Annotated in this window: 25 protein-coding genes; 15 read left to right on the forward strand and 10 right to left on the reverse strand. The window is 75.4% G+C overall.

Going from position 1 to position 25,686, the window contains the following annotated elements:
• The first annotated feature begins 1 nt into the window (after position 1).
• Positions 2–1,231 carry a PP2C family protein-serine/threonine phosphatase gene (locus tag HUT16_RS02095; protein ID WP_176184877.1) on the forward strand — a complete coding sequence of 410 codons (1,230 nt, stop codon included), beginning with the start codon at positions 2–4 and terminating at the stop codon, positions 1,229–1,231.
• 119 nt (positions 1,232–1,350) lie between these two features.
• Here HUT16_RS02095 and HUT16_RS02100 read toward each other — a convergent pair whose 3' ends face one another.
• Together HUT16_RS02100 and HUT16_RS02105 are read right to left on the reverse strand one after the other, a co-directional pair.
• Positions 1,351–1,521, reverse strand: a complete 171-nt coding sequence (locus HUT16_RS02100; RefSeq protein ID WP_176184879.1) for a hydrophobic protein — start codon at positions 1,519–1,521, stop codon at positions 1,351–1,353.
• A gap of 105 nt (positions 1,522–1,626) precedes the next feature.
• Complete coding sequence (locus tag HUT16_RS02105) at positions 1,627–3,825, reverse strand: catalase (RefSeq protein ID WP_176184881.1); 2,199 nt, start codon at positions 3,823–3,825, stop codon at positions 1,627–1,629.
• Between the two features lie 166 nt (positions 3,826–3,991).
• Between HUT16_RS02105 and HUT16_RS02110 the strand changes: the two genes are divergently transcribed.
• Positions 3,992–4,954 (forward strand): SDR family oxidoreductase, encoded by a 963-nt coding sequence (locus tag HUT16_RS02110; protein ID WP_254897593.1) that lies wholly within the window; start codon positions 3,992–3,994, stop codon positions 4,952–4,954.
• Between the two features lie 32 nt (positions 4,955–4,986).
• Positions 4,987–6,174, forward strand: coding sequence for an alcohol dehydrogenase catalytic domain-containing protein (locus HUT16_RS02115; protein ID WP_176184885.1), 1,188 nt, complete (start codon positions 4,987–4,989; stop codon positions 6,172–6,174).
• A gap of 70 nt (positions 6,175–6,244) precedes the next feature.
• Here HUT16_RS02115 and HUT16_RS02120 read toward each other — a convergent pair whose 3' ends face one another.
• A complete protein-coding gene (locus HUT16_RS02120) occupies positions 6,245–7,207 on the reverse strand; it encodes an LLM class F420-dependent oxidoreductase (RefSeq protein WP_176184887.1) in 963 nt (320 codons plus the stop codon).
• A gap of 285 nt (positions 7,208–7,492) precedes the next feature.
• Here HUT16_RS02120 and HUT16_RS02125 point away from each other — a divergent pair, with 285 nt between their 5' ends.
• The 4 genes from HUT16_RS02125 to HUT16_RS02140 all read left to right on the forward strand — a co-directional run bounded on the left by HUT16_RS02125 (position 7,493) and on the right by HUT16_RS02140 (position 11,490).
• On the forward strand, positions 7,493–8,461 hold the full coding sequence (locus HUT16_RS02125; protein WP_176184889.1) for an ABC transporter ATP-binding protein: 969 nt from the start codon (positions 7,493–7,495) through the stop codon (positions 8,459–8,461).
• Positions 8,458–9,306: an ABC transporter permease gene (locus HUT16_RS02130; RefSeq protein ID WP_176184891.1), complete on the forward strand. Its 849-nt coding sequence runs from the start codon at positions 8,458–8,460 to the stop codon at positions 9,304–9,306. Before HUT16_RS02125 ends, HUT16_RS02130 begins: the two co-directional genes overlap by 4 nt.
• A gap of 136 nt (positions 9,307–9,442) precedes the next feature.
• Positions 9,443–10,819 (forward strand): sensor histidine kinase, encoded by a 1,377-nt coding sequence (locus tag HUT16_RS02135; RefSeq protein ID WP_254898221.1) that lies wholly within the window; start codon positions 9,443–9,445, stop codon positions 10,817–10,819.
• Complete coding sequence (locus tag HUT16_RS02140; RefSeq protein WP_176184895.1) at positions 10,816–11,490, forward strand: response regulator transcription factor; 675 nt, start codon at positions 10,816–10,818, stop codon at positions 11,488–11,490. The genes HUT16_RS02135 and HUT16_RS02140 overlap by 4 nt, the downstream gene beginning before the upstream one ends.
• A 57-nt stretch (positions 11,491–11,547) precedes the next feature.
• Here the strand turns inward: HUT16_RS02140 and HUT16_RS02145 are convergent, their stop codons facing one another.
• Positions 11,548–13,020, reverse strand: a complete 1,473-nt coding sequence (locus tag HUT16_RS02145) for a HAMP domain-containing sensor histidine kinase (RefSeq protein WP_254897594.1) — start codon at positions 13,018–13,020, stop codon at positions 11,548–11,550.
• A complete protein-coding gene (locus tag HUT16_RS02150) occupies positions 13,013–13,690 on the reverse strand; it encodes a response regulator transcription factor (protein ID WP_176184897.1) in 678 nt (225 codons plus the stop codon). Before HUT16_RS02150 ends, HUT16_RS02145 begins: the two co-directional genes overlap by 8 nt.
• A gap of 140 nt (positions 13,691–13,830) precedes the next feature.
• Here HUT16_RS02150 and HUT16_RS02155 point away from each other — a divergent pair, with 140 nt between their 5' ends.
• From HUT16_RS02155 to HUT16_RS02165, 3 genes are all read left to right on the forward strand, one after another.
• Positions 13,831–14,493 (forward strand): hypothetical protein, encoded by a 663-nt coding sequence (locus HUT16_RS02155; RefSeq protein WP_176184899.1) that lies wholly within the window; start codon positions 13,831–13,833, stop codon positions 14,491–14,493.
• Between the two features lie 173 nt (positions 14,494–14,666).
• The gene (locus HUT16_RS02160; protein WP_176184901.1) at positions 14,667–15,329 is read left to right on the forward strand and encodes a DedA family protein; all 663 of its coding nucleotides are present in this window, start codon (positions 14,667–14,669) and stop codon (positions 15,327–15,329) included.
• Positions 15,326–16,003 (forward strand): phosphatase PAP2 family protein, encoded by a 678-nt coding sequence (locus tag HUT16_RS02165; protein WP_176184903.1) that lies wholly within the window; start codon positions 15,326–15,328, stop codon positions 16,001–16,003. The genes HUT16_RS02160 and HUT16_RS02165 overlap by 4 nt, the downstream gene beginning before the upstream one ends.
• 85 nt (positions 16,004–16,088) lie before the next feature.
• Here the strand turns inward: HUT16_RS02165 and HUT16_RS02170 are convergent, their stop codons facing one another.
• Both HUT16_RS02170 and HUT16_RS02175 read right to left on the reverse strand, forming a co-directional pair.
• Positions 16,089–16,430, reverse strand: coding sequence for a VOC family protein (locus HUT16_RS02170; RefSeq protein WP_176184905.1), 342 nt, complete (start codon positions 16,428–16,430; stop codon positions 16,089–16,091).
• Between the two features lie 59 nt (positions 16,431–16,489).
• Positions 16,490–17,233, reverse strand: a complete 744-nt coding sequence (locus HUT16_RS02175; RefSeq protein WP_176184907.1) for a class I SAM-dependent methyltransferase — start codon at positions 17,231–17,233, stop codon at positions 16,490–16,492.
• 89 nt (positions 17,234–17,322) lie between these two features.
• Here HUT16_RS02175 and HUT16_RS02180 point away from each other — a divergent pair, with 89 nt between their 5' ends.
• The gene (locus tag HUT16_RS02180) at positions 17,323–17,892 is read left to right on the forward strand and encodes a GNAT family N-acetyltransferase (RefSeq protein ID WP_254897595.1); all 570 of its coding nucleotides are present in this window, start codon (positions 17,323–17,325) and stop codon (positions 17,890–17,892) included.
• A 70-nt stretch (positions 17,893–17,962) separates the two neighbouring features.
• On the opposite strand, the gene HUT16_RS02185 is transcribed toward HUT16_RS02180, so the two are convergent.
• The 3 genes from HUT16_RS02185 to HUT16_RS02195 form a co-directional block, all read right to left on the reverse strand.
• Positions 17,963–19,657 carry a serine/threonine-protein kinase gene (locus HUT16_RS02185; protein WP_176184909.1) on the reverse strand — a complete coding sequence of 565 codons (1,695 nt, stop codon included), beginning with the start codon at positions 19,655–19,657 and terminating at the stop codon, positions 17,963–17,965.
• A 188-nt stretch (positions 19,658–19,845) separates the two neighbouring features.
• Positions 19,846–20,526, reverse strand: coding sequence for a DUF4232 domain-containing protein (locus HUT16_RS39085; RefSeq protein WP_176184911.1), 681 nt, complete (start codon positions 20,524–20,526; stop codon positions 19,846–19,848).
• Positions 20,527–20,749: 223 nt separating this feature from the next.
• Complete coding sequence (locus tag HUT16_RS02195; RefSeq protein ID WP_176184913.1) at positions 20,750–21,274, reverse strand: MarR family winged helix-turn-helix transcriptional regulator; 525 nt, start codon at positions 21,272–21,274, stop codon at positions 20,750–20,752.
• A gap of 103 nt (positions 21,275–21,377) precedes the next feature.
• On the opposite strand from HUT16_RS02195, the gene HUT16_RS02200 reads away from it, so the two are divergent.
• From HUT16_RS02200 to HUT16_RS02215, 4 genes are all read left to right on the forward strand, one after another.
• Positions 21,378–22,445 (forward strand): ABC transporter substrate-binding protein, encoded by a 1,068-nt coding sequence (locus HUT16_RS02200; protein WP_254897596.1) that lies wholly within the window; start codon positions 21,378–21,380, stop codon positions 22,443–22,445.
• Positions 22,446–22,645: 200 nt separating this feature from the next.
• The gene (locus tag HUT16_RS02205; RefSeq protein WP_176184917.1) at positions 22,646–24,100 is read left to right on the forward strand and encodes an APC family permease; all 1,455 of its coding nucleotides are present in this window, start codon (positions 22,646–22,648) and stop codon (positions 24,098–24,100) included.
• Positions 24,097–25,116: an acetamidase/formamidase family protein gene (locus HUT16_RS02210; protein ID WP_176184919.1), complete on the forward strand. Its 1,020-nt coding sequence runs from the start codon at positions 24,097–24,099 to the stop codon at positions 25,114–25,116. The genes HUT16_RS02205 and HUT16_RS02210 overlap by 4 nt, the downstream gene beginning before the upstream one ends.
• A gap of 190 nt (positions 25,117–25,306) precedes the next feature.
• A complete protein-coding gene (locus tag HUT16_RS02215; protein WP_176184921.1) occupies positions 25,307–25,633 on the forward strand; it encodes a putative quinol monooxygenase in 327 nt (108 codons plus the stop codon).
• Positions 25,634–25,686 lie beyond the last annotated feature (53 nt).

Here is a 25,686-nt window from a genome sequence, read left to right on the forward strand (position 1 = left end):
GATGCCTGACGAGACACCGCCGCTGAACCTCGGCGAACAGCTGCTGGAACGGTTCCTGACCGCGGGCCGCACCCTCGACCCGGGGGACGCGCCGCGCTTCGCCGAGCAGTACGCCCGGGCGCTGGGCCTGGGCTCGGCCGCCGTGTACCTGGCCGACATCCAGCAGCACCGCCTGGTCGCCCTCGCGAGCGGGCCGGACCTGCCGATCGACGGCACGCTGGCGGGCTGGGCGTTCCGGACCGGGACGATGCGGGTGGCCGAGGACGCCGACGCGGGCCTGGTCGCCTGGTTCCCGCTGACCGACGGCGCCGAGCGGCTGGGCGTGCTGGGGCTGCGCACGACGTCCCTGGACCGCGAGGCGGTGCGGCGCTGCCGGCTGCTGGCCTCGGTGCTCGCCATGGTGATCACCTCCAAGCGGGACACCAGCGACAGCTACGCGCACGGCACCCGGGCGGACACCATGAGCCTGGCCTCGGAGCTGCTCCGGGCCTTCCTGCCGCCGCGCACCGTCTGCACCGACCGGGCGATCTCCACCGCCGTCCTGGAGCCGGCCTACCGGCTGGGCGGGGACGCGTTCGAGCACTCGCTGGCCGACGGGATGCTGCACGCCGCCGTGCTGGACGCGATGGGCCACGACCTGGCGTCCGGCCTGACCGCCGCGCTGGCGCTGGGCGCCTGCCGCAACGCGCGCCGCAACGGCGCCGACCTGCCGGACCTGGTCGACACGATCGACGAGGCGCTGCACACCTGGTTCCCCGACCGCTTCGCCACCGGCGTGTTCCTGCGCCTGGACATCGCCACCGGCACCCTGCACTGGGCGAACTGCGGGCACCCGCACCCCCTGCTGATCCGTTCCGGCGAGGTGGTCCCGGGCGCGCTGGAGGGCCCCGGCGAACTGCCGCTGGGGCTGAGCCACTACACCGGCGCCCCGCGGACGGTGCGGACCTTCTCGCTCGAACCGGGCGACCGGCTGCTGATCTACACCGACGGGGTGGTGGACGCGAAGGGTTCCCACCACGAGTTCTTCGGCCTGGCCCGGTTCACCGACTTCGTGATCCGGGCCGCGGGTGCGGGCGAGACCGCCCCGGAGACCCTGCGCCGGCTGATGCACGCGATCCTGGAGCACCAGGACGAGGGGCTCACCGACGACGCGACCATCATGATGATCGAGTGGCAGCCGCTCTCGCCGCCGCTCCTGGACGACACCCGCCCCCGCGCCCCCTCCTGGTGAGCGCCCCCTCCCGGTGAGCCCGCCCCCGCCCGCCGTGCTCCGCCCGCGCGACGCGCACGTACGCCGACGGCGGAGGCTGTGGGCCTCCGCCGTCGGCGTCGTCGGTACTGCGGCATCCGCTACCAGCGGTACCAACGTCCGCGGCCGCCGCTCGCGTTGGTGCCGCGGGCGATGAAGCCCACCAGCCACAGCACGAGCACGATGACCGCGACCCACCACAGGATCTTCACCGCGAAACCGGCGCCGAACAGGAGCAGAGCGAGGAGCAGGACCAGCAGAAGCGGAACCACGATTTGTCCTCCTTCATACCTTCATATCAATACGTCCGCCGTCTGCCCCCGGATCGCCCGAGCATGCCGCCACCGGTACGAAAATCTGTCCGGATGGACGCCGGTTCAGCTCTGCGCGGGCGGCGGAAAGCGGTCCCAGACCCGGTGCCCGGCGAGCAGGTCCGCGAGGTCGCGCAGGACCTGGACCGGATCGGTGCCCAGGACGGTGCCGGGCCCGTCCGACGGGAGGCCGGCCGCCGCGAGGACGTCGCGGGCGTCGCCCCAGCCGCCGATCGCCTTGGCGTGCCGCCAGACCTCGCCGAGCAGCAGGACCAGCCGCGGGTCGAGGGTGGCGTGCGGCCCGGCGGCGCGGGCGTCCCGGGCGGGGGTGGCGTCGGCGGCGGGGCCGGGGACGCCGGCCAGCAGGACGGCGTCGAACTCGACCGAGCGGGCGGTGGCGTAGCTGCGCTGCACGCGGGCCGGGTCGCCGCCGGTGGGGGCGACCACCAGCGGCACCAGGTCGGCGGCGAGCGCGGCCGCGCGGACGGCGTCGAGCGCGGCGGGGTCGGTGTCGGGGCCGGTGAGGATGCCCACCGTCCGCCCGGCGACCGGCCAGTCGCGGCCGAGCTGGGAGAGCGCGGGGCTGGGGTCGGGGTCCGCCAGGGCACCGTCGGGGGCGGGCGCGGGCAGGCCGAGCCCGGCGGCGACCTCGCCGCACAGCCGGGCGTCGATGCGGGCGAGCACCCGCAGGGTGCGTTCGCGGACGGCGGGTTCGGTGCACTTGGAGAGTTCGAAGGTGTAGGCGGCGATGATGTGTTCCTGCTCGACGGGCGTCATGCTGACCCAGAAGAGCCGGGCCTGGCTGAAGTGGTCGTCGAAGCTGGCGGGGGCCTGGCGGACCTTCTTCGCCTCCGGGACGGGCTGCGGGTGCTCGATGAAGGCGCGCTGTTCGGCACCGGCGAAGAACGGGCAGCCGCCGTCCAGCGAGTTGGGCTTGTAGGGGGCGGTGCCGGTGTGCACGGCGTCCTGGTGGAAGCCGTCGCGGAGCATGTCGTTGACGGGGGCGTGGGTGCGGTTGATCGGGATCTGGGCGAAGTTGGGGCCGCCGAGCCGGGTGATCTGGGTGTCGAGGTAGGAGAAGAGGCGGCCGGAGAGCAGCGGGTCGTCGGTGATGTCGATGCCGGGGACCAGGTGGCCGGGGTGGAAGGCGACCTGCTCGGTCTCGGCGAAGTAGTTGGTCGGGTTGGCGTTGAGGGTCATCAGGCCGATCGGCTGCACCGGGACGAGTTCCTCGGGCACGATCTTCGTGGGGTCGAGCAGGTCGATGCCCCGGAAGGTCTGCTCGGGGGTGTCGGGCATGACCTGGATGCCGAGTTCCCACTGCGGGAACGCGCCGGCCTCGATGGCGTCGGCGAGGTCACGGCGGTGGAAGTCGGGGTCGGTGCCGCCGATCAGCTGGGCCTCGTCCCAGGTGAGCGAGTGGACGCCGAGCTTGGGCTTCCAGTGCCACTTGACCAGGCTCGTGCCGCCCTGCGCGTTCACCAGGCGGAAGGTGTGGATGCCGAAGCCCTCCATCGTCCGGTAGGAGCGCGGGATGCCCCGGTCGGACATGTTCCACAGGGTGTGGTGGGTGGCCTCGGTGTGCAGCGAGACGAAGTCCCAGAACGTGTCGTGGGCGGACTGCGCCTGCGGGATCTCCCGGTCGGGGTGCGGCTTGCCGGCGTGGATGACGTCGGGGAACTTGATCGCGTCCTGGATGAAGAACACCGGGATGTTGTTGCCGACCAGGTCGAAGACGCCCTCGTCGGTGTAGAACTTGGTGGCGAAGCCGCGGGTGTCGCGCACGGTGTCCGCCGAGCCGCGCGAGCCGAGCACGGTGGAGAACCGGACGAACACCGGCGTCCGGACGCCCTCGCCCAGGAACGCGGCCCTGCACACCCCGCCCGCCGTGCCGTAGCCCTCGAAGACGCCGTGCGCGGCGGCGCCGCGGGCGTGCACGACGCGCTCCGGGATGCGCTCGTGGTCGAAGTGGGTGATCTTCTCCCGCAGGTGGTGGTCCTGCAGCAGCACCGGCCCGCGCGGACCGGCCTTCAGCGAGTGGTCGGAGTCCGGCAGCCGGGTGCCCTGCGCGGTGGTGAGGTACGCGCCGTCCTGCGCCCGCACGTCCCGTCCCCCGGCCGCCCGGCCGGTGGCCGACAGCGGCTCGGGCGCGGCCTGGTCCGGCTTGGGCGGCAACGGCGGGCGGGGCTCGACCGGCTCCTCCACCGTCGGTCCGGCGGCGCTCGGCGCACCGGGGAGGTCGGGGCGGGTGTCGTCAGCAGTCATGGGTGTCCTTCCGGAACGTGAGGTCGTGGGGCGTTACCGGCCCGGCTAACCCGCCGGGCCCGGGCAGAAACGGATGAATGTCCCCGTACATCTCTTATCGTCCTGTTTCCTCCCCTGCACCTCGGGCAGGCGCAGCACAGTCGGATGCGGAGAAGGGGTGACGGACGTGGCACGGGTGGATTTCGCCGACCGGGCGGCGCTGGTCACCGGCGGGTCCCGGGGGCTGGGCCTGCTGGTGGCCGAGGAACTGGCCCGGCGCGGCTGCCGGGTCGCGGTGTGCGCCCGGGACGGCGCCGAACTGGCTTTCGCGGAGCGGAGGTTGGCGCGGCTGACGACCCGGCGGGCGGCACTGGAGTGCGACCTGTCGGTGCCGGGCGCGGGGCGGGCGGTGGCCGCGGAGGCGGCCGAACGGCTGGGGCGGCCGCTGGACCTGCTGGTGAACAACGCGGGGGTGATCCAGGTCGGGCCGCTGGCGGCGCTGGAGCAGGAGGACTTCCGCCGCTCCTGGGACACCATGGTCGCGGCGCCGGTGGAGCTGGTGCTCGCGGTGCTGCCCGGGATGCGCGAGCGCGGCGCGGGTTCGCTGGTGAACATCGCCTCGATCGGCGGGCCCGTCCCGGCGCCGCACCTGCTGCCGTACGTGACCGCGAAGGCGGCGCTGGCGGCGTTCTCCCGCGGGCTGCGGGTGGAGCTGGCCGGCACCGGGGTGCGGGTGACCACGGTGGTGCCGGGGCTGATGCGGACGGGTTCGCACCGGGCGGCCCGGTTCTCCGGCCGGGCGCCGCTGGAGTACGCCTGGTTCGGCCCGGCGGCGAGCCTGCCGCTGCTGTCGATGGACGCGGGCCGGGCGGCGCACCGGATCGTGCGGGCCGCCGAGCGGGGGCGGCCGGAGCTGGTGCTGACCCCGGCGGCGAAGCTGGCGGTGCGGCTGGAGGGGCTGGCCCCGGCGACGTTCGGGGCGCTGCTGGGCGCGGCGGGCCGGCTGCTGCCGAGCCCGGGCCGGGTCGCGGAGCACGACCTGCCGGGCGAGGACGCCGCCCGGCGCACCGGGCGGCTCGTCCCGGTGCTGACCGCCCTCGGGGACCGGGCCGGTCGGGAGAACAACGAGCCCGGCCCGCAGGCGGACTGACCACACCATCCCCACGGAAGAAGGAGCACGTGATGCGCGCGGTGACCTGGCAGGGCAGGCGGGACGTCCGGGTGACGGAGGTGCCCGACCCGCGGTTGGAAGAACCCTCGGACGTGCTGGTGGAGGTGACCTCGACCGGCCTGTGCGGCTCCGACCTGCACCTGTACGAGGTGCTCGGGCCGTTCCTCGACCCGGGTGACGTCCTGGGCCACGAGGCGATGGGCACCGTCCGCGAGGTCGGCGGCGCGGTGCGCTCACTGAGCCCGGGCGACCGGGTGGTGGTGCCGTTCAACGTGAGCTGCGGCACCTGCCGGATGTGCGCGGACGGGCTGCACTCGCAGTGCGAGACCACCCAGGTGCACGAGTACGGCAGCGGCGCGGCGCTGTTCGGCTACACCAAGCTGTACGGGCAGGTGCCGGGCGGTCAGGCCGAGCTGCTGCGCGTGCCGTTCGGCGACACGCTGCCGGTGAAGGTGCCGCAGGGGCCGCCGGACGACCGGTTCGTGTTCCTCTCGGACGTGCTGCCGACGGCCTGGCAGGCCGTCGAGTACGCGGCGGTGCCCGAGGGCGGCACGCTGCTGGTGCTGGGCCTCGGCCCGATCGGCGAGATGTGCGTGCGGATGGCGCTGCTGCGGCCGGGCGTCCGGCAGGTGATCGGCGTCGACCTCGTCCCGGAGCGGCTCCAGCGGGCCCGGGAGCGCGGCGCGGTCGTGCTGGACCTGAACGACCGGCCGGAGCTGCTGCCGGAGACCGTCCGCGACCTGACCGACGGGCTCGGCCCGGACAGCGTGATCGACGCGGTCGGCATGGAGGCGCACGGCTCCCCCCTGGCGACGGTGGCGCAGCGGGTGACCGGCCTGCTGCCGGACGCGCTGGCCCGGCCGCTGATGCAGCACGCTGGCCTGGACCGCTTGCAGGCCCTCCAGCTGGCGATCGAGCTGGTGCGGCGCGGCGGCACGGTCTCGGTGTCCGGGGTGTACGGCGGCGCGGCCGACCCGCTGCCGCTGCTGACCCTGTTCGACAAGCAGATCCAGCTGCGGATGGGCCAGGCGAACGTGCGCCGCTGGACGGACGAGCTGCTGCCGCTGCTGACCGACGATGACCCGCTGGGCGTGGACTCCTTCGCCACCCACCACCTGCCGCTGGACGAGGCGGCGGAGGCGTACGCGATGTTCCAGCAGAAGCGGGACGGCGCGATCAAGGTGCTGTTCGAACCCTGACCGCGCCGTCCCGGATCCGTCCCCGGCCCGCCCCGGCTCAGGTGCGGGCCGGGTCCGGCACAGGTCCGGGTCAGGCGGCGCGCAGCGCGGGCAGCAGCTCGTGCTCGGCCCAGTCGGTGAACGCGGGCTGGCTGTCGCCGCCGACCTGGATCAGGGCGAGCTCGTCGAACCCGGCCTCGGCGTAGGGGCGGACGGCGGCGAGGAAGTCCTCGACCCGGTCGCCGCACGGGATGGCGGCGGCGACGTCCTCGGGGCGGACGTACTGGCTCGCGGCGGCGAAGCCCGCGGTGCCGGGCAGGTCCGCGTTGACCTTCCAGCCGCCGCCGAACCAGCGGAACTGGGCGTGCGCGCGGGCGACGGCGGCGTCCCGGTCGCGGTCGAAGCAGACCGGCACCTGGCCGACCGAGGGCTTGCCCGCGCCGCCCGCCTCGGCGAAGGCGGTGAGCAGCTCGCGCTCGGGCTGGACGGCGATCACCAGGTCGGCGAGCCGTCCGGCGGTGGCGCAGGAGACCGGTCCGGAGACGGCGACGCCGATCGGGGGCGGCTGCTCGGGCAGGTCCCACAGTTTGGCGCCGTCGACCTGGAAGTGGCGTCCGTGCCGGGTCACGTACCCGCCGGCGAACAGCGCCCGGATGATCTCCACGGCTTCGGCCAGCATCTCCTGCCGCACCGCGACGGGCGGCCAACCCCGGCCCACCACGTGCTCGTTGAGGTTCTCCCCGCTGCCCAGCCCGAGCCGGAAGCGGCCCTCGGAGAGCAGCTGCACGGTGGCGGCCTTCTGCGCCACCACCGCCGGGTGGTAGCGGACGGTCGGGCAGGTCACGTACGTCATGAGCGGCAGCGTCGTGGTGGCCTGGGCGACCGCGCCGAGCACCGCCCAGGCGTAGGGGGCGTGCCCCTGCTCGTCCAGCCAGGGGAAGTAGTGGTCGGAGACGACCGCGAAGTCGAACCCGGCCCGTTCGGCGCGCACCGCGTCGGCGACCAGGTCGCGCGGGCCGCGCTGCTCCGTCATCAGGGTGTATCCGATGCGCATGGGTGGCTCCTCCTGCGGTGGGCGGCGGTCGGCGCACGGTCAGCAGTCGCGTGTGCCCCCGCCCGGGACGGCGAAACGGGGGCGGCACGGGCCCGGCGACCGTCCGGTGCCGGTCCGCTGCCGGTCCGGCGTCCGGGTGCCGCGCCGCGAAAAGGGGTGGTACCGCGGTACCACCCGGCGGCGAATGATCGTCCCCGGGTGCCGCCGTTCCGGGCCCCGGCGGGCTTAGCGTGGCCGGTGAGGCGGCCGGGGCGGTCCCGGCCGGGAGCGGTAGGGAGCGGCCGGATGATCGAGGCGCAGCAGTTGACGAAGCGTTACGGGGAGAAGACGGCCGTCGACCGGCTGGACTTCACCGTGAAGCCGGGCAGCGTGACCGGGTTCCTCGGCCCGAACGGCGCCGGGAAGTCCACCACCATGCGGATGATCGTCGGTCTGGACGCGCCCACCGGCGGGTCGGTGCGGGTCAACGGCCGCCGCTACGCCGAGCACGCCGCGCCGTTGCAGGAGGTGGGCGCGCTGCTGGAGGCGAAGTCGATCCACCCGGGGCGCTCCGCGTTCAACCACCTGATGGCGCTGGCGCACACCCACGGCATCCCGCGCGCCCGGGTCGAGGAGGTGATCGGCCTGACCGGCCTGGAGTCGGTGGCGAAGAAGCGGGCCGGGGCGTTCTCGCTCGGCATGGGGCAGCGGCTGGGCATCGCGGCGGCGCTGCTGGGCGACCCGGCCACGGTGATGCTGGACGAGCCGGTCAACGGGCTCGACCCCGAGGGCGTGCGGTGGATCCGCAACCTGCTCACCGGCCTGGCCGCCGAGGGCCGGACGGTGTTCGTCTCCTCGCACCTGATGAGCGAGGTCGCCCTGGTCGCCGACCACCTGATCGTGGTCGGCCGGGGCCGGCTGCTGGCCGACACCACCGTGCAGGACCTGGTCCGGCAGGCCGGCGGGGACCGGGTCACCGTGGTCTGCGCCGACCCGGCGAAGCTGCGCGGGCTGCTCACCGGGCCGGGCGTGGAGATCACCGGCCGGGCCGGTTCGGAGGAGCTGGAGGTGACCGGCCTGACGGCCCGCCGGATCGGCACCGTCGCGGCCGAACACGGCATCGCGCTCTACGAGTTGGCCACCCGGACGGTCTCCCTGGAGCAGGCGTTCATGGACCTGACCCGGGACGCCGTGGAGTACCACGGCACCACCACCGCCACCACCCCCGGTGCCGGAACCACCGGGACCACCGAGACCGCCGGGAGCGCCGCGTGAGCACCATCGCACCCACCCCCGCCGCGCCGACCGCCGCCGAGCGCCCCGCCCGTCCCCCGTACCGGGTCACCGCCGTCCGGGTGCTGCGCTCGGAGTGGGCGAAGGCCTGGTCGCTGCGCTCGACCTGGATCACCCTGGGCCTCGGGCTGTTCTTCCTGGTGGCGTTCGGCCTGATCGCGGCCTACCAGTTCAAGTCCCGGCTGACCTCGGGCCGTCCGATGGATCGCGACTTCGCCGACGCCGACGCGCTCACCCTGTCGCTGTTCGGCACCAACTTCGCGCAGCTCGCGCTCGGCGTGCTGGGCGTGCTGATCGCGGCGGGCGAGTACTCGACCGGCATGATCCGCTCCACCCTGGCCGCGGTGCCGCGCCGGCTGCCGGTGCTGTGGGCGAAGGCCCTGGTGTACGGGGCGGTCGCGCTGGTGCTGTCCACCGTCGGCGTGTTCGCGGCCTTCCTGATCGGCAGCAGCGTGCTCTCCGGCACCCGGGCCGCCCTGACCCTCTCGGACGCGGGCGTGGTGCGCGGCCTGTTCGGCGCGGGCCTGTACCTGGGCCTGGTGGGCGTGATCGGCGTCGCGCTGGGCATGCTGCTGCGCTCGATCGCGGGCGGCATCTCGGTGCTGGTCGCCTCGCTGATGCTGGTGCCCGGCCTGGTGCAGCTGCTGCCCAGCTCGTGGCACGACCACATCAGCCCGTACCTGCCGAGCAACGCGGGCCAGGCGGTGTTCGCCCTGCACCACGACGCCGCGACGCTGTCGCCCGGCGCCGGGCTCGCCGTGTTCGCGCTGTGGACGGCGGCGGCGCTGGCCGGCGGCGCGGTGCGGCTGCTGCGGCGCGACGCCTGACACACTGACCTCCCGCGGTGCCCGGCCGGCCCCCCGCCGTCCGGGCACCGCGGCACACCCCGTCCGACCACCCCTGGGGCTTCCCGTGCACGATCCGGTCCTCCCCCACCCCCCGCAGGGCGCCGAGGGCGCGCCGCTGCCGGGCCACCCGCTGCTCGACCTGTCGGCCCGGGCCTGGCAGCGGCTGCGCGCGCCGGCCGTCCGGTACCCGTGGCTGCCGGACGCGGCCGTGGTGGCCGTCTCCTTCCTGGCGTTCTGCGTGCCCGACCTGGTGCACGACGGCGACGGGGACGGCCCGCGCGGGCACCGCCTCGCCTTCACCCACCTGCCGCTGGCCGCCGTGCTGGGCTTCCAGGCCGCGCTGCTGCTGCCGCTGCTGTGGCGGCGCCGCCGGCCAGCGGCGGCGTTCGCCGCGGTGACGGCCGTGTTCCTGCTGCAGTGGTCGCTCGGCGCGGCGCTGCGGGCGGACGCGGCGCTGCTGCTGGCGCTGTACGCGCTGGCCCTGCACGGGCGGCTGCGCGACCTGGCGTGGGCCTGCGCGGCCGGCGCGCTCGGGATCGGGCTGGTGGCGGTCCGGGTGGCCTCGGCGGTCTCGGTGTGGGACGTCCTGTTCTTCCTGACCGCCGCGGTGACCGCCGCCGTCGCGCTCGGCATCGCGGTGCGGGTGCGCCGCGGCCAGCTGGCCGTGCTGCGCGAGCGGGCGGCCCGGCTGGAGGTGGAGCGCGACCAGCGCAGCCGGCTGGCCGCGGCGTCCGAACGCGCCCGGGTGGCCCGGGAGATGCACGACATCATCGGCCACAACCTGTCGGTGATCATCACGCTCGCGGACGGCGGCGCGTACGCGGCCCGCTCCTCGCCCGCGCGCGGGCAGGAGGCGCTGGAGCTGATCGGCGACGCGGGCCGGCAGGCGCTCGGCGAGCTGCGCCGGATGCTGGGCGTGCTGCGCGAGCACGGCGACGGCCCCGCGCTGGCCCCGCAGCCCGGCATCGCCGACCTGGCCGAGCTGTGCGGCCGGATCCGGGCCGCCGGGCCCGCGGTGGTGCACCGCACCGAGGGCGCCCTCGAAACGCTGGACCGCGGGGTGCAGCTGGCGGTCTACCGGATCGTCCAGGAGGCCCTGACCAACACCCTCAAGCACGCCGGCCCGCACTCCCGCGCCCGGGTCTCCGTCGCGCTGTCCGGCACCCGGCTCCGGGTCCGGATCGACGACGACGGCCCGCCGGTCGGCGCCCCCGCACCCGGCGCGCCGACCGGCGAGGGACAGGGCGTCACCGGCATGCGGGAGCGGGCCGCGCTGTACGGTGGCGCCGTCACGGCGGGCCCGGCCCCGGGCGGGGGCTGGTCGGTGCTCGCCGACCTGGACGTCACGCCCGTCCCGCCCGTCGCCGCCCTCCCGTCCGCCGCCCCCGCCGCCGTCCCGTCCGCCGTCCCCGCTGCCGTCCCGTCCCCCCTTCCGGCCCCCCTTCCGGCCCCTCTCCCGTCCGTCCTCGACCGGATCGGAGACCCGGCGTGACCACCGTCCTGATCGTGGACGACCAGCCCCTGCAGCGCTTCGGCTTCCGGATGCTGCTGGAGAGCCAGGGCGACACCTCGGTCGCCGGGGAGGCCGGGCACGGCGCGGAGGCGGTCCGGCTGACCGCCGAACTGCGCCCCGACGTGGTGCTGATGGACATCCGGATGCCCGGCATGGACGGCATCGAGGCGACCCGGCTGATCGTCGCTTCCGGCGGCCGCTCCCGGGTCCTGGTGCTGACCACCTTCGACCTCGACGAGTACGCGCACGCCGCGCTGCGCGCCGGGGCCAGCGGCTTCCTGCTCAAGGACGCCCACCCCGAGGAACTCCTCGCGGGCGTCCGCGCGGTGGCCGGCGGCGACGCCGTGGTGGCCCCCGCCGTCACCCGCCGCCTGCTCGACGCCTACGCCCACCACCTGCCCGTCCGGCGCCCCGGCCCGGCCGACGGCGACCCCCGGCTGGCCGCCCTGACCGGCCGCGAGCGGGAGATCCTGCTCGCCGTGGGCCGGGGCTGGAGCAACGGCGAGATCGCCGAACGCCTGGTGCTGTCCGAGTCCACGGTCAAGACCCACGTCGGCCGGGTCCTCGCCAAGATCGGCGCCCGCGACCGGGTCCAGGCCGTGATCTTCGCCTACGACCTGGGCCTGACCCGCCCCAACCCGCCCGCCTGACCAGCCGGGCCGGCCCGCTCCTCGTCCCCGTCACCGTCTCCGCTCGCGCAGCGGATCTCACTCCGGTCGGGTCCCGGCGCCCGGGAGGGTGGTGCGGAAGGTGGTGCCCGGGCCGTCGACGAGGGTCAGGGTGCCGCCGTGCAGGGCGGCGATGTCGCGGGCGATGGACAGGCCGAGGCCGGTGCCGCCGTCGTCGCGGCTGCGGGCGTCGTCGAGCCGGGTGAACCGTTCGAAGACCTTCTCGCGGTCGGCGGGGGCGATGGGCGGACCGTCGTTGCCGACGTCCAGGAGGACGCTGCCGTCGGCGGGGTCGGTGGCGACCCGGACGGTGGTGCCGGTGCGGGCGTGGCGCTGGGCGTTGTCGAGCAGGTTGGTGAGCAGCCGGCCCAGCCACAGGCGGTTGCCGAGCACCAGGGCGCCGTCCCGGGCGTGCAGTGCGACCCGGGGGCGGCCGGCCGTGGCGGTGCGGGCCAACTCGGCGAGGTCGAGCGTCTCGCGGGGCCCGTCGTGCCCGGCCGCGTCGAGCCGGGCCAGCAGCAGCAGGTCGGCGGCGAGCGACTGGAGGCGGTCGGTGTCCTGGAGCGCCCCGGCGACCATCTCGGCGCGGACCGCCGGGTCGGGGTGGGTGTGCGCGACCTCCAACTGGGTGCGCAGCACGGCGAGCGGGCTGCGCAGTTCGTGCGAGGCGTCGGCGATGAAGCGGCGCTGCCGGACGCCCGCGGCCTCCAGGCGGTCGAGCATCGCGTTCATGGTGTGGGCGAGCCGGGCGATCTCGTCGTCGCTGCCGGGTTCGGGGACGCGCCGGTCCAGGCCGCGGTCGCCGATCCCGGCGACCTCGGAGCGGATCGCCTCGACGGGGCGCAGGGCCCGCCCGGTGGCCCGCCAGGTGACGGCGCCGACGGTGGCGACCAGCAGGGCGCTGAGCGCGGCGAGCCCGGCGGTGGTGAGGTCCTCGGCGGTGTCGGCGGTGTGCAGCGAGGCGCCGACCCGGATGGTGACCGGCCCGTTCGGGGTGTCGGCGGTGACGGTGGCGACCCGCTGGTGGTGCTCGTCGCCGAGTACGCCGAGGTCGAACGAGTCCCGGTCCTCGTCCCCGGTGGTGAGGGCCGGATGGCCCGCCAGGTTCTGGCTGGCGGCGACGACCTTCCCGTCCGCGTCGGTGACCTGGATGAAGTCGGTGCCGTGGCCGAGCGGCAGTTGCCCCGGCAGGTGCCCGTCGGCGGCCGTCCCGGCCACCGCGAGCGCCTGTTCGCGGGCCCCGGCCTCGACGCTGCGCACCAGGTTCGCGCGCAGCAGCAGGACCACCGCGGCGGAGGCCACCAGTAGGACGGCGGCGACGCCGAGGCAGGCCGCGATGGTGGTGCGGGTGCGGACCGAGCGGGGTTCGAGGCGGTGGACCGCGGCGGCGAGGCGCGAGGTGGGGCCGGGTGCACGGCGACGGACCGCGGCGACGAGACGGCGGACCGCGGCGGCGAGGCGGCGGCGTGCGGCGGCGGCGCGGGCCCGGAACGGGGACGGCCGGTCAGCCACCGTCGGGCTCCAGCCGGTAGCCCGCGCCGCGCACGGTCTGCAGGGCGCTGCGCCCGAACGGGGTGTCGATCTTGCGGCGCAGCGCGCTGATGTGCACCTCGACGGTGTTGGGGTCGCTGTCGGCGGCGGCGTCCCACACCTGGTCGAGGATCTCCCGCTTGGAGACCGCCTCGCCGGCCCGCCGGGCCAGGTGGTCGAGGACGGCGAACTCGCGCGGCGTCAGCGCGATCGGGGTGCCGCCCCGGGTGCAGGTGCGGGCGGCGGAGTCGACCACCAGGTCGCCGAGCACGGCGCGGCGCGGGGCCCGGGAGCCGATCCGGCGGGCCAGCGCCTTGAGCCGGGCGACCAGGACGACGAACGAGAACGGCTTGGACAGGTAGTCGTCGGCGCCGGTGTCCAGCGCCTCGGCCTCGTCCCACTCGCCGTCCTTGGCGGTGAGCATCAGGATGCCCGCGTCGCTGCCCGCCGCCCGCAGCCGGGCGCAGACCCGGTAGCCGTTGAGGCCGGGCAGCATGATGTCCAGGACCACCACGTCGTAGGAGTGGTCGGTGGCCCGGACCAGGCCGGACAGCCCGTCGTGGACGACGTCGACGTGGAAGCCCTCCGCCTCCAGGCCGTGCTTGAGCGCCAGGGCCAGCCGCCGTTCGTCCTCCACCACCAGTACCCGCATGCCTCCCAGGGTGGCAGGTCGGCGGGGCGGGGGGCTGAAGGTGTCTTCAGGTGCGCTCGGCTACCCTTCAGCCCGCCCCTTCGGCACGGGGCCGCCCGGACGCGGTGCCCGGGCGCGGAGGGGGACGGGAGTCGGACGGCATGGACGAGCGGGAGCGGTCGGGGGCGGGGCGGACGGCGCCGGAGGAGCGGACGACGCCGGAGGAGCGGCCGGTGCCGGAGGAGCGGCCGGTGCCGACGGGGCGGCCGGTGCCGGGGTGGCTGCGCGGCCGGGCGGCGCGCTGGGGTGGCGGGATCGCGGCGGCGGCGCTGCTGCTGGTCGGCGGCGGGACGGCGGCGGTCGCGATCGGCGGGCACGACGGGCACCGCGGGCACCACGGCGGGGAGGTCGCGGCCCGCGACGGCGAGCACGGCGAGCACGGCGAGCACGACGAGCACCGCAGGCACAACGCGCGCGGCGGGAAGCGGCACGAGCGGGGCGGACGCGACGGGCGGGCGGGGCGTTCCGAGGAGCGTCCCGGCGACGGGCAGCGCGACGACCGCACCGCCCGACCGGACCGGCGCGGCCCCGGCCCCGGCCCCGGCACTCCGACGTCGCTGCCCGCGCTGTCCGCCGCCGACGCCGTGGCGAAGGCGACTGCCGCGATACCCGGCGGGCGGGCCGAGTCGCTGCGCCCGGTCACCACGGACGGCGGTGGCCGGGCCTGGCAGGCCGTGGTGCTCGGCCCGGACGGCGTGCGGCACCTGGTGACGGTCGACGGCGCCGACGGCAGCCTGACCGGCAACACCGTGCTCGGCCGCTGACGCCCGCCCGGCCCGGGGCTGCCTTCGCGGCCGGTGCCGGGGTCGGGGCCGGAACCGGGAGCGCCCTCCGTTGCTGAAGAACCCTTCAGGTCTTCAGCAACCGTTCAGCACGTCTGGACCATGCTGGACCCGACGGTGCCGTCCGGCCCCGGCGCTCCCGGAAAGGCGCGACGATGCTCCCCTCGCTCTCCCCCGCGGCCGCACTGGCCGTCAATCCGCTGGACGCGGGGTCGCTGCTGGCCTCGTTCGGTGCGCTGGGCATCGCCGTGGTGATGTTCGCGGAGACCGGTCTGCTGATCGGGTTCTTCCTGCCGGGCGACTCGCTGCTGTTCACCGCCGGTCTGCTGTGCACCACGGGCGCGCAGGGCGGACCGCACCTGAACCTGGGCGGGGTGCTGGCCGCCGCCGTGGTCGGCGCGCTGGCGGGGGCGCAGACCGGCTACCTGCTCGGGCGCCGGGGCGGCCGGGCGCTGCTGGCCCGTTCCCGCAGCAAGCACCTGCACGAGGGGGCGGTGCGGGCCGAGGAGATCCTGGCCCGCTACGGGCACGCCAAGGCGGTGGTGCTGGCCCGCTTCGTCCCGGTGGTGCGCACCGTCCTGAACCCGCTGGCGGGCGCGCTGGGCGTCGACGTCCGCACCTTCACCCGCTGGCAGGTCGTCGGCGGCCTGCTCTGGACGGTGGGGCTGGTGCTGGCCGGGTACGCCCTCGGCTCCTCCGTCCCGAACGTGGACCACTACCTGCTGCCGCTGGTCGCCCTGGTGGTGGCCGTCTCGCTGGTCCCGGTGTTCCTGGAGCTGCTCCGCTCCCGCCGCCGGGCCCGGGCCGGGACCCGATGACCGGCCCGGCCCGCGGTTCCGCCCCGCGCCGCCCCGTCCTGTTCGCCTCGGCCTGCGGCGGGGCGTTCGCCCTGCTCACCGCGGCGGTGGCGGTGCACGGCTGGACCGCGTTCGGCTTCGAGGCGGCCGCGGTGCGCTGGGGCGTCACCCACCGCCCGCCGACGGCCCGCGCGCTGGCGATCGCGGTCACCGCCCTGGGCACCTACGTCTTCCCGTACCTGCTGGCGCTGGCGGCGGGCGCGGTCTCGGTCCGCTCCCGGCGGCCCGCCGGGAGCCGTCGGCGGGCGGTGGTCCTGCTCGCCCCGGCGGCCTGGCTGGCGGCCGGGCAGGTGCTGCGGCAGGCCCTGATGCACGGTCTCGCCCGGCCGCGACCGCCCGCGGCGGGCTGGGCCTTCGACGCCTCCGCCTTCTCCTTCCCGTCCGGGCACGCCTTCACCTCCGCGCTGTCCGCCGGTCTGCTGGCGGTGGCGGTGGCCCGGGCCCGGCCGTCGGCGACCCGCGCGGCGACCACGGCGGCGGTCCTCTTCGCCGCCGTGATCGGCTTCACCCGGGTCTACCTGGGCGTGCACTGGCCGCTGGACGTGCTGGGCGGCTGGCTGCTCGCGGGGTGCTGGCTCGCGCTGGGGGTGTGCCTGCTGCCGAAGCTCCCGGCCGGGCCCGGCGCACCGAACTGAACCGGGCCGGACCGGCCTGAACCGGCCCGAACCGGACGGACGTCCCCGGCAGCCCGGGCCCAGGCCCGCACACGCCGCCGCGCCCTCAGTGAACGCAGAACTCGTTGCCCGCCGGGTCCTGGAGGACCGTCCAGGTGAGGCCCGGAACGCTGTGCTCGCCGACGACGCTCGCCCCCAGCGCGACCAGCCGCTCCACCTCCCCCGCCATGCCCGTACCGGTCGCGACCCGGAAGTCGACGTGCACGCGGTTCTTGCCCCGCCGCTCCTCGGCCACCCGCTGGAACCCCATCGCCACGGGCTGCGCGGCGACCATGACGAACTCCCCGTGGTCCTCGACGATCTCGCCCCCCAACGCGCCGGCCCACCACCGGGCCAGCTCCTGGGGTTCCGCACAGTCCACCGTGACCATCACTGCTGCCAGACTCATGCCCGCCACCCTAACCGCGACCACCGACAACCCCGGTCCGGCGGCAGTGTGACGGACGGTCAGGCGAGCGGTTTGCGCCACACGGAGACGTGCTTCGGGGAGTCCTGGGTGAACGGGGTGCCGTCCCAGTCCGCGACCCGGCGTTCCAGCGCGAGGCCGGCGATCCGGGCCATCAGGTCGAGTTCGGCCGGCCAGGCGTACCGGTGGCGGGAGTTGACGCGGCGGTAGGAGCCGTCCGCGCCGTCGCGGGTGAAGTGGTGCGAGACCAGGACCTGCTCGGCCAGGTCGAAGGTGTCGAAGCCGAGGTGGCGGTCGGAGACGTCGAACGGCACCGCGACCTGCCCGGGCGGCAGGAACCGCAGCGGGGGCACGCCCAGCTCGATGACGAACCGGCCGCCGGGCTCCAGGTGGCGGGCGGCGTTGCGGAAGCACTCGACCTGCTCGTCCTGGGTGAGCAGGTTCGAGATGGTGTTGTAGACCAGGTAGACCAGGGTGAACCCGCCGGGGACGACGGTGGTGGCCATGTCCCCGACGGCCACCGGGAGGGTGTCCTCGTCGACCTTGCGCCGCAGCACGGCCGCCATGTGCGCGGACAGTTCGATGCCCGCCACCGGCACGCCGCGCTCCCGGAGCGGGACGCCCACCCGTCCGGTCCCGATGGCGAACTCCAGGGCCCGGCCGTCCCCGGCGAGTTCGGCGAGGAAGGCGAGGGTCGGTTCGAGGGCGGCGGCCGAGGACGACTCGGCCTCCCCGGCGTCGTAGCGCTCGGCGGTCTCCCGGCTCCACAGTTCGCTGCTCGTCACGGACGTCCACTCTGCCGGACGCCGGGAGGGCTGTCGACGCGTTTTCCCCTCGCGGCGCCCGGCCGCCCCGGTGGTACGGTTCGCCCACCGTGACCCGCCCCGCCGAGGAACCGGAGGCCCGCGTGCCCGTCGAGCTGCGCCGCTGCACCGCCCTCGCCCCGCGGGTCCGGCGGGAACTGTTGGAGGTGTACGCGGACGTGCGGGCGCCGCTGCTGCACGAACCGAACTACCGGGTCGAGGCGTTCGCCGAGCGCCTCGACCTGCACCTCGCCGCGCCGGGCTTCGCCCTCGTCCTCGGCTACGAGAGCGACGACAGCACGCCGGTCGGGTACGCCTACGGGAACACGGTCGGGCCCGGCGACGGCTACTGGCGGCGGATGGCCGAGCCGCTGCCCGACGGCTTCACCGACGCCCCGGTGCTCGCCGTCCGGGAGATCGGCGTCCGGGCCCCCTGGCGCGGCACCGGGGTCGCCCGGCGGATCCACGACGCGCTGCTGGCCGACCGCCCGGAGCGGCGGGCCGCCCTGATGGTCAACCCGCTGGCGGGGGACGGCCGGGTGCAGCGGCTGTACGAGGGCTGGGGCTACCGGCCGTTCAACTCCCAGCGGGCGACCGGGGTTTCGCCGCGGCTGGTGGCGATGGCCCGCCCGATCCACTGACCCCCGGCCGCCGGGCCGACCGGGCTGACCGGGTCACCCGGGCCGACCGGATCAGCGGGGCCCGGGCCCGTCAGTCGGTCGACTTGACGACCTTGAGCACCTTCCCGGTGGCGCCCGCCGTGAGGTAGCCGCCACCGCCCTGGTCGTCGGAGAGGTAGTAGCGGATGGTGATCTCGTCCGCGAACCAGCCGTAGTCGATGATCAGGTAGCGGTCGGTCGGCTGCGGGAGGTCGAGCCGGCTCTTGGCGGTGGCCGTGACGGTGGGGAGCTGCCCCCAGTCGATCCGGCCGAGGTCGACGAGCTTCTTGGCGCTGACGCTGTCGACGGCGCCACCGGCCGTGGTGGTGAGCTTCCCCGCGCGGTAGTCGACCGTGTCGTAGCGCGCGGGGTTGTCCTTGCGCACCACCTTGGCGTGGGCGTTGTCGGAGCGGATCGTCATGTCGATGACGGTGGCGCTGCCGGTGCTCGTCCGGATCGACTCGACCAGGGCGCGGGCCCCGTCCGGGGTGAGCAGGTCGGTGCCGGCGGCGGGCCCGGACCCGGACCCGCCGCGGGACGGCGCGCTGGACGGCGCGGTGGACGGCGGGGCGGAGGACCCGGCGGGCGGTGCGGCCCCGGTGGCCGCCCCGGCCGTGGCGGGGGTGCTCACGGTCGACCCGGCGGCGGAACCGTCGCCCCGCTTCCCGTCGAACAGCGTCGGCCCGAGCGTCCACCCCAGCACCCCGAGCACCACGGCCCCGGCCAGCACCGCCGGGACGGCCCGGAGCCACCGTCGCGGCCGCTCCGGGCGGACCGCCTCGGTCGGGCCGGTCGGGCCGTCGGGGAGGGCGCCGTTGGTCTCGGTCCGGCTGTACGGGTGGTACGGGGGCGGGGAGTTGGTCTCGGTCGGCGAGAAGGCCGGGCTGCCGCCGAGGGTGCCGTCGACGCCCTGCTCGGCGGCGGCGAACAGCCGGTCGAGGCGGACGGCGTCGGGCCGCTGGGCCGGGTCGCGGGCCAGCAGCGCGGTCAGGGTCGGCCCGAGCGGGCCGGAGCGGACCGGCGGCGGCAGCGGCTGGTCGAGGACGGCCGCGAGGGTGGCGATGCTGGTGGCCCGGCGCAGCGGGTGGTGGCCCTCGACGGCGACGTACAGCGTCATGCCGAGCGACCACAGGTCGGAGGCGGGGTCGCCCTCGTGGCCGCGGATCCGCTCGGGGGCGATGTACTCGGGCGAGCCGATCAGCGCGCCGGTGGCGGTCAGGCTAGTGGACTCGCTGAGCGCGGCGATGCCGAAGTCGGTGAGGACGGGCGTGCCGTCGGTGCGCAGCAGCACGTTGCCCGGCTTGACGTCCCGGTGCTGGATGCCCGCGGCGTGCGCGGCGGTGAGCGCGGAGAGCAGCCCCCGGCCGATCCGGGCGGCCTCCTGCGGGGCGAGCGGGCCGCGGGTGATCCGGTCGTGCAGCGAGCCGCCGGAGACCAGCTCCATCACCAGCCAGGGGTGGGCGAGTTCGGCGTTGTCCACGATGTGGTGGATGGTCACCACGTTGGGGTGCTGGAGCCGGGCCAGCGCCTGGGCCTCCCGCAGGACCCGCTCGCGCAGCTCGAACGCGGCCGCCGGGTCGGCGGCCAGCATCGCCGGATCGGGCGGCCGGACCTCCTTCAGCGCCACCTCGCGCTGTAGCAGGGTGTCCCTGGCCCGCCAGACCAGCCCCATCCCGCCGCCCCCGAGCCGCGCCAGCAACTCGAAGCGGCCGTCGATCAGTTGGCCGCCCGGCCCGGCTGTCGTCATGCCGCCCATCGTAGGGGCTCGCCCCGACACCCCTCGCCCACGCCCGAGCCCGGCCCGCGCCCGGCCCGCACCCGTCCCCGTACTCCTCGCCGCGCCCGTTCCCGCACCTCACGGCCGTGGTGGACGAACGACCCCGGCCCCGGGCGGAAGATCGCTCGGGGCCGGGGCGGGGCCGGGGCGGAGGCGGGTCAGGACGCGGCTGCGAAGGGGCCGACCATGAAGTCGGCGCAGACGTTGATGGTGCCGTTGTCGACGCCGCCGGTGACCGGGACCTGCACCTGCTCGGTGGTGTCCGGGAGGATCACCGAGACCTTCGAGCCGGTGACCGGGCAGACCAGGCGGCCGGAGGCGCTGCCCTCGAAGTTGACGTTGGTGAAGAGCAGGTGGGCCTCGGCGGACTTGCCGGGCTGGAGCGTGACGGCGGTGGCGCTGCCGCCCGCCTCGCGGACGGCGTCCAGCGGGGCGGACTTGCCCTGGTCGTCGGCGAGCCGGATGCCCGGGAAGCCGGTCAGGGTGCACGCCTTGCCGGAGGTGTTCTGGGCGCGGAGCAGGGCCAGCGCGGAGGACTGCTCGGTGGCGTGGTCGTTGGGGCCGGTCACGGTCAGCTTGACGTCCTTGGTGGTGCACTTGGCGCCACCGGCCGCGGTGGCGGTGGTGCCCGCGCCCTTGCTCGCGGTGGCGCCCGTGGCAGCCGTGGCGCCCGCGGTGCCTGCGGCGGGGCTGCCGGAGGCAGCGGGAGCGGTGGGGGCGGAGGCGGCGCTGGTCGGGGCGGTACCCGTGGCGGCGGTGTCGTCGTCGCAGGCGGTGAGGGTGAGCCCGGCGAGGAGCGCGACGGCGGCGGTGGCGGTCAGGCGGGTGATGGTGCGCATGGCGGTGTCTACCTCGGTGGGGGCCGTGGGGGCGTGGGGCGGGTGGGCGGCCCGGAGGGGGCCGGAGCGGGCCGGAAGCCTTCCCGACAGTTGTACCGCCCGAAGATCCACAGCCGCGTTCCCCGCCCGTCACAACCGCGTCACGGGCCCCGGTCACAACGGGCGGCGCCGCCCGAGTTGAGCGGCGCCGGGCCTGCCCGATGGGGCAGGAGCGGACGGGGCGTCAGAGCGCGGCGAGGCGGGCCAGCGGGCCGGCCGGGTCCGGGAGGGCGCAGGCGGTGCGGACGGCGGCGTCGTGGGCGGCGGCGAGCGCGTCGAGGCGGGTGAGCCGGGTGCGGCCCTGCCGGGAGAGGTGGGCGGTGATCCGGCGGCGGTCCCGGTCGCCCTGGCGGCGGTAGACCAGTCCGGTGTCGGCGAGGCCGTCCACCAGGCGACTGAGGCTGGCCTGCGGGATCAGCAGCGCCTGGGCGAGTTCGCCCATCGCGTGGCCCCGCCCGTCGGCGAGGGCGCGCAGCACCCGCCACTGGTCGACGGTGCAGTCCTCCTCGGCGAGGGCGGCGGCCAGTCCGGTGGTGAGGCGGCGGTGGGCGAGCGCGACGAGTTCGACCAGCAGCGGCGCCGGGGCCGCTTCCGCTCCGACGGCGCCCACGTGCGCGTCGGCGTCCCGTACGTCGGCGTCCCGTACGTCGGTGCCCCGCACGTCGGTGCCCCGCACGTCGGCGTCCCGCGCGGTGCTGTTCGCGGACATCCGGCCTCCCGTTCCGATCCCTCGCCGTGACCCGGAGGGGGTTTCCCGGGGCCCGGCGGGACGACCATACTCGCACCGTCGGGGAACGCGTGAGGAACGGGTGATGCTGGACGCCAGGCTGGTCGATCCGCTCGACGCGCTGCACCTCGGACGGGAGGACGGCGCGTTCCGGGTGGGCCTCGTCGTGCCGCAGTCCGGGACGCTCGGGCTGACCGGGCCGTCCGCGCTGGACGGCGCACTGCTGGCCGCGCACGAGGTGAACGCCCGCGGCGGGGTGCTCGGCCGCCCGCTGGAACTGGTGCTGGTGGACGGCGGCGGCTCGCCGCAGCCGGTGGCCGCCGAGGTGCGCCGGCTGCTCGCGGCGGGGGCGCTGGACGCGCTGGCCGGCTGCCACACCAGCGACGTGCACCGGGCGGTGGAGCAGGTGGCCGCCGAGCGGATCGCGTACGTGTTCACCCCGCCGCACGAGGGCGGGTCCCGGCGGCCCGGCGTGCTGTGCACCGGCATCGCCCCGGCCGCCCAACTGGGTGGCGCAATCAGCACGTTGACGGAGCGTCACGGCCTGCGGCGGTGGGCGCTGATCGGCAACGACTACATCTGGCCGCGCAGCGTACACCGGGCCGCGGCCCGGCTGGCGGCGGGCGCCGGGGCCCGGGTGGTGCTGGAGCGCCGGATCGCCTTCGGCGGCGTCGAGCGGACGGTCGAACCGCTGCTGGACGAGCTGCGCGCGGCCCGCGCGGACGGCCTGCTGCTCAGCCTGATCGGGCGCGACCTCGTCCTGTTCAACCGGGCGCTGCGCCGCAGCGGACTGGACCGCGGGCTGGTGCGGCTGTCCGGCTCGCTGGAGGAGAACGGCCTGCTGGCGCTGGGCGGCGACGGCACCGGCACGCTGTACGCCGCGATGCCCTCGTTCGCGACCCTGGCCGAGGAGCCCCGCCAGTCGCTGGCCGAACGCCACCGGGCGCTGTGCGGCCCGTGGGCACCGGTGCTGGACGCGTACGCGGTGGGCCTGTACGACGGCCTGCACCTGCTGGCGACGCTGGCGGCCCGCCGCGCGCTGGACCCCGGAGGGCTGGCCCGGGCGGCCGCCCCGCTGCTGCACGCCGGGCGGCGCACGGTGCACCTGGCCCGGGCCGAGGGCCTGGGCTTCGCCGTCCTGCCCCGACCCTGAATCCGCCCCGCCCTGAACCTGCCCTGCCCTGAACCCGTCCCGCCCTGGGCCTGTCCTGCCTTGAGTTCGTCGCGCGCCGAACCCCCGTCACGACTGGTGACCGGCTCCGCACGCCGAGAAAACCCTTCCATATGGAAATACTTACCCCTACAGTCTCCCCCACACCCGCTGGCCCGTCACGTCACGGAGAGGGAGCACCCATGGCCGACACACCCGCGCCGCAGGGCATCGAGAGCTACGGCTACCAACAGGAGCTGCGCCGCTCACTGACCTTCGCCGACCTGCTCGTCTACGGGCTGGTGTTCATGGTGCCGATCGCGCCGTTCGGCATCTTCGGCAGCGTCTTCCAGGGCTCCGGCGGCATGGTGGCGCTGGCGTACGTGCTGGGCATGGTGGCGATGATGTTCACCGCGCTGTCGTACGCCCAGATGTCGCGGGCGTTCCCGATGGCCGGGTCGGTGTACACCTACGCGGGCCGGGGCATCGCCGCACCGGTCGGCTTCCTGTCCGGGTGGATGATCCTGCTGGACTACGTGCTGGTGCCGGGCCTGCTGTACCTGATCGCCGGGGTGGCGATGAACTCGTTGGTGTCCTCGGTGCCGGTGTGGCTGTGGGTGGTCGGCTTCGTGCTGCTGAACACCGCGGTCAACTACCTGGGCATCGAGACCACCGCCAGGGTCAACAAGGCGGTGCTGATCGGCGAACTGGTGGTGCTGGCGCTGTTCGTGGTGGTCGGCGTCGTCGCGCTGGCGGGCGGCAAGGGCCGGGGCTTCGACTTCACGCCGCTGTACAACGGGCACACCTTCTCGTGGAGCCTGGTGTTCGGCGCGGTGTCGATCGCGGTGCTGAGCTTCCTCGGCTTCGACGGCATCTCCACCCTCTCGGAGGAGAACCGGGACTCGGCGAAGGCGATCGGCAGGTCGATGGTGGCCGCGCTGCTGCTGGCGGGCACCCTGTTCATCGTGCAGACCTGGGTGGCGTCGCTGCTGGTCACCGATCCGGACTCGCTGGTGGCGAACGGCGACCCGGACGGCACCGCGTTCTACGACGCGGCGCGCACCGCGGCGGGCGGCTGGCTGGCCACCCTGACCGCCGCCGCGACGGCCGTGGCCTGGGGCTTCGCCAACTCGCTGGTGGCGCAGGCGGCGACCAGCCGGCTGCTGTTCGCGATGGCCCGCGACCGCCAGCTGCCGTCCTTCCTGGCGAAGGTCCACCCGACCCGCCGGGTGCCGGTGAACGCGACGCTGCTGACCGCCGGCGTCTCGCTGGGGCTGGGCCTGTGGATGACCTCCCGGGACGACGGCATCACCCTGCTCAGCTCGCTGGTCAACTTCGGCGCGCTGACCACCTTCCTGGTGCTGCACGTCGCCGTGGTCGTGCACTACCTGGTCCGCAACCGCAGCCGGGACTACTGGCGGCACCTGGTCGCGCCGGTGATCGGCTTCGCGATCCTGGCGTACGTGGTGGTCAACGCGAACATCGCGGCGCAGCGGCTCGGCTTCGTCTGGCTGCTGGTCGGCGCCCTGGTGCTGACCGGGCTGATCGCGACCGGCCGCACGCCGAAGCTGTCCGTCGCCGGTCCCGCCGCCGAACCCGCCGAGCCCGGCACCGGCACCGGCACCCCCAGCGACCCCGCCACCGAGGAGACCCCGTGAGCCTGCCCGAGATCGTCCGCCTCTCCCCCGGCCCGGAGGACTGGGCCTACACCTTCGGCGGGCGGCCGCCGCTGACCACCGTCCGGCCGGGCAGCGTCGTGGAGCTGACCACCGAGGACTGCTTCGGCGGCAAGGTGCGCGGCGTGGACGACCTGCCCAGCCGGGTGTGCGTCTTCCCGTACCTCAACCCGGTGACCGGGCCGATCGCGGTGGCGGGCGCCGAGCCGGGGGACGTGCTGGCGGTGCACTTCGTGGAGATCACCCCGGCCCGGGACCGCGGGTTCTCCAGCACCTTCCCGCACTTCGGGGCGCTGACCGCGACGCACCAGACCGCGATGCTGCACCCGGCGCTGGAGGAGCGGGTCTGGGTGTACGACCTGGACGTGGCGGCGGGCCTGTGCCACTTCCGGGCCCGCAACAGCGACTTCACCGTCGCGCTGCCGCTGGACCCGATGCACGGCACGGTCGGCGTGGCCCCGGCGGCCGGCGAGGTGCTGGCCTCGATCACGCCGGGCGCGCACGGCGGCAACCTGGACACCCCGGAGATGCGGGCCGGCACCACCGCGTACTTCGGCGTCAACGTGGACGGCGGGCTGCTGGCGATCGGCGACGGACACGCCCGGCAGGGCGAGGGCGAGGTGTGCGGGACGGCGGTGGAGGCGGCGATGCGCACCACCGTGGTGATCGACCTGGTGAAGGGCGGCGGCCCCGCCTGGCCCCGGCTGGAGAACGACGACTTCCTGATCAGCGCCGGCTCGGCCCGCCCACTGGAGGACGCGTTCCGGATCAGCCAGCACGACCTGGTCGGCTGGGCCTCCGACCTGCTCGGCCTGGACCAGTTGGACGCGTACCAGCTGGTCAGCCAGGCGGGCCTGGCCCCGGCGGCGAACGTCTGCGACACCAACTACACGATGGTCGCCAAGCTGCCGAAGTCCGTCCTGGGCCGGGCCCGGGCGTACGACGGCCTGCACGAGCGGCTGCGAGAGACTGCGGCGGCGTATCTGCGGCACCGGTGACACGGCATTGGTGACGTAGCACCGGTGACGCGGCATCGGTGACGCGACACCAATGACACAGCACTGATGACACGGCACCAAGTACCGGCGGTTCGGGCACCGGTGACGCACCACAGCCGTAGGGTCTGAGATCGTTGCAGGTGAAGGCACACGCCCGCGTGTGCGAACCCACCGCAGAGGAGCAGCAGTCGTGATCTTCATCGCCGTGAAGTTCACCGTCCGGCCCGAGCACAGCGCGAGTTGGATCGAGCGGGTCGGGGAGTTCACCTCCTCGACCCGGGCCGAGGAGGGCAACGTCTTCTTCGAGTGGTCCCGGAGCGTCGACGACCCGCACCAGTACGTGCTGCTGGAGGCGTTCCGGGACGGCGAGGCGGGCGCCCGGCACGTCGAGTCGGAGCACTTCAAGACCGCGATGGCCTGGATGCCCGACTTCATCAGCCGGACGCCGGAGATCGTCAACGTGGAGGTCCCCGGCACCGGTTGGAACGCGATGGCGGAGCTCAGCCCGCGCGGCTGAGCCCCAGCGGCCGAACCCCCCGGGCGGCCGATGCCCGGGCGGCCGGTGCCCGA

Source organism: Kitasatospora sp. NA04385, assembly GCF_013364235.1.
Classification (GTDB): domain Bacteria; phylum Actinomycetota; class Actinomycetes; order Streptomycetales; family Streptomycetaceae; genus Kitasatospora.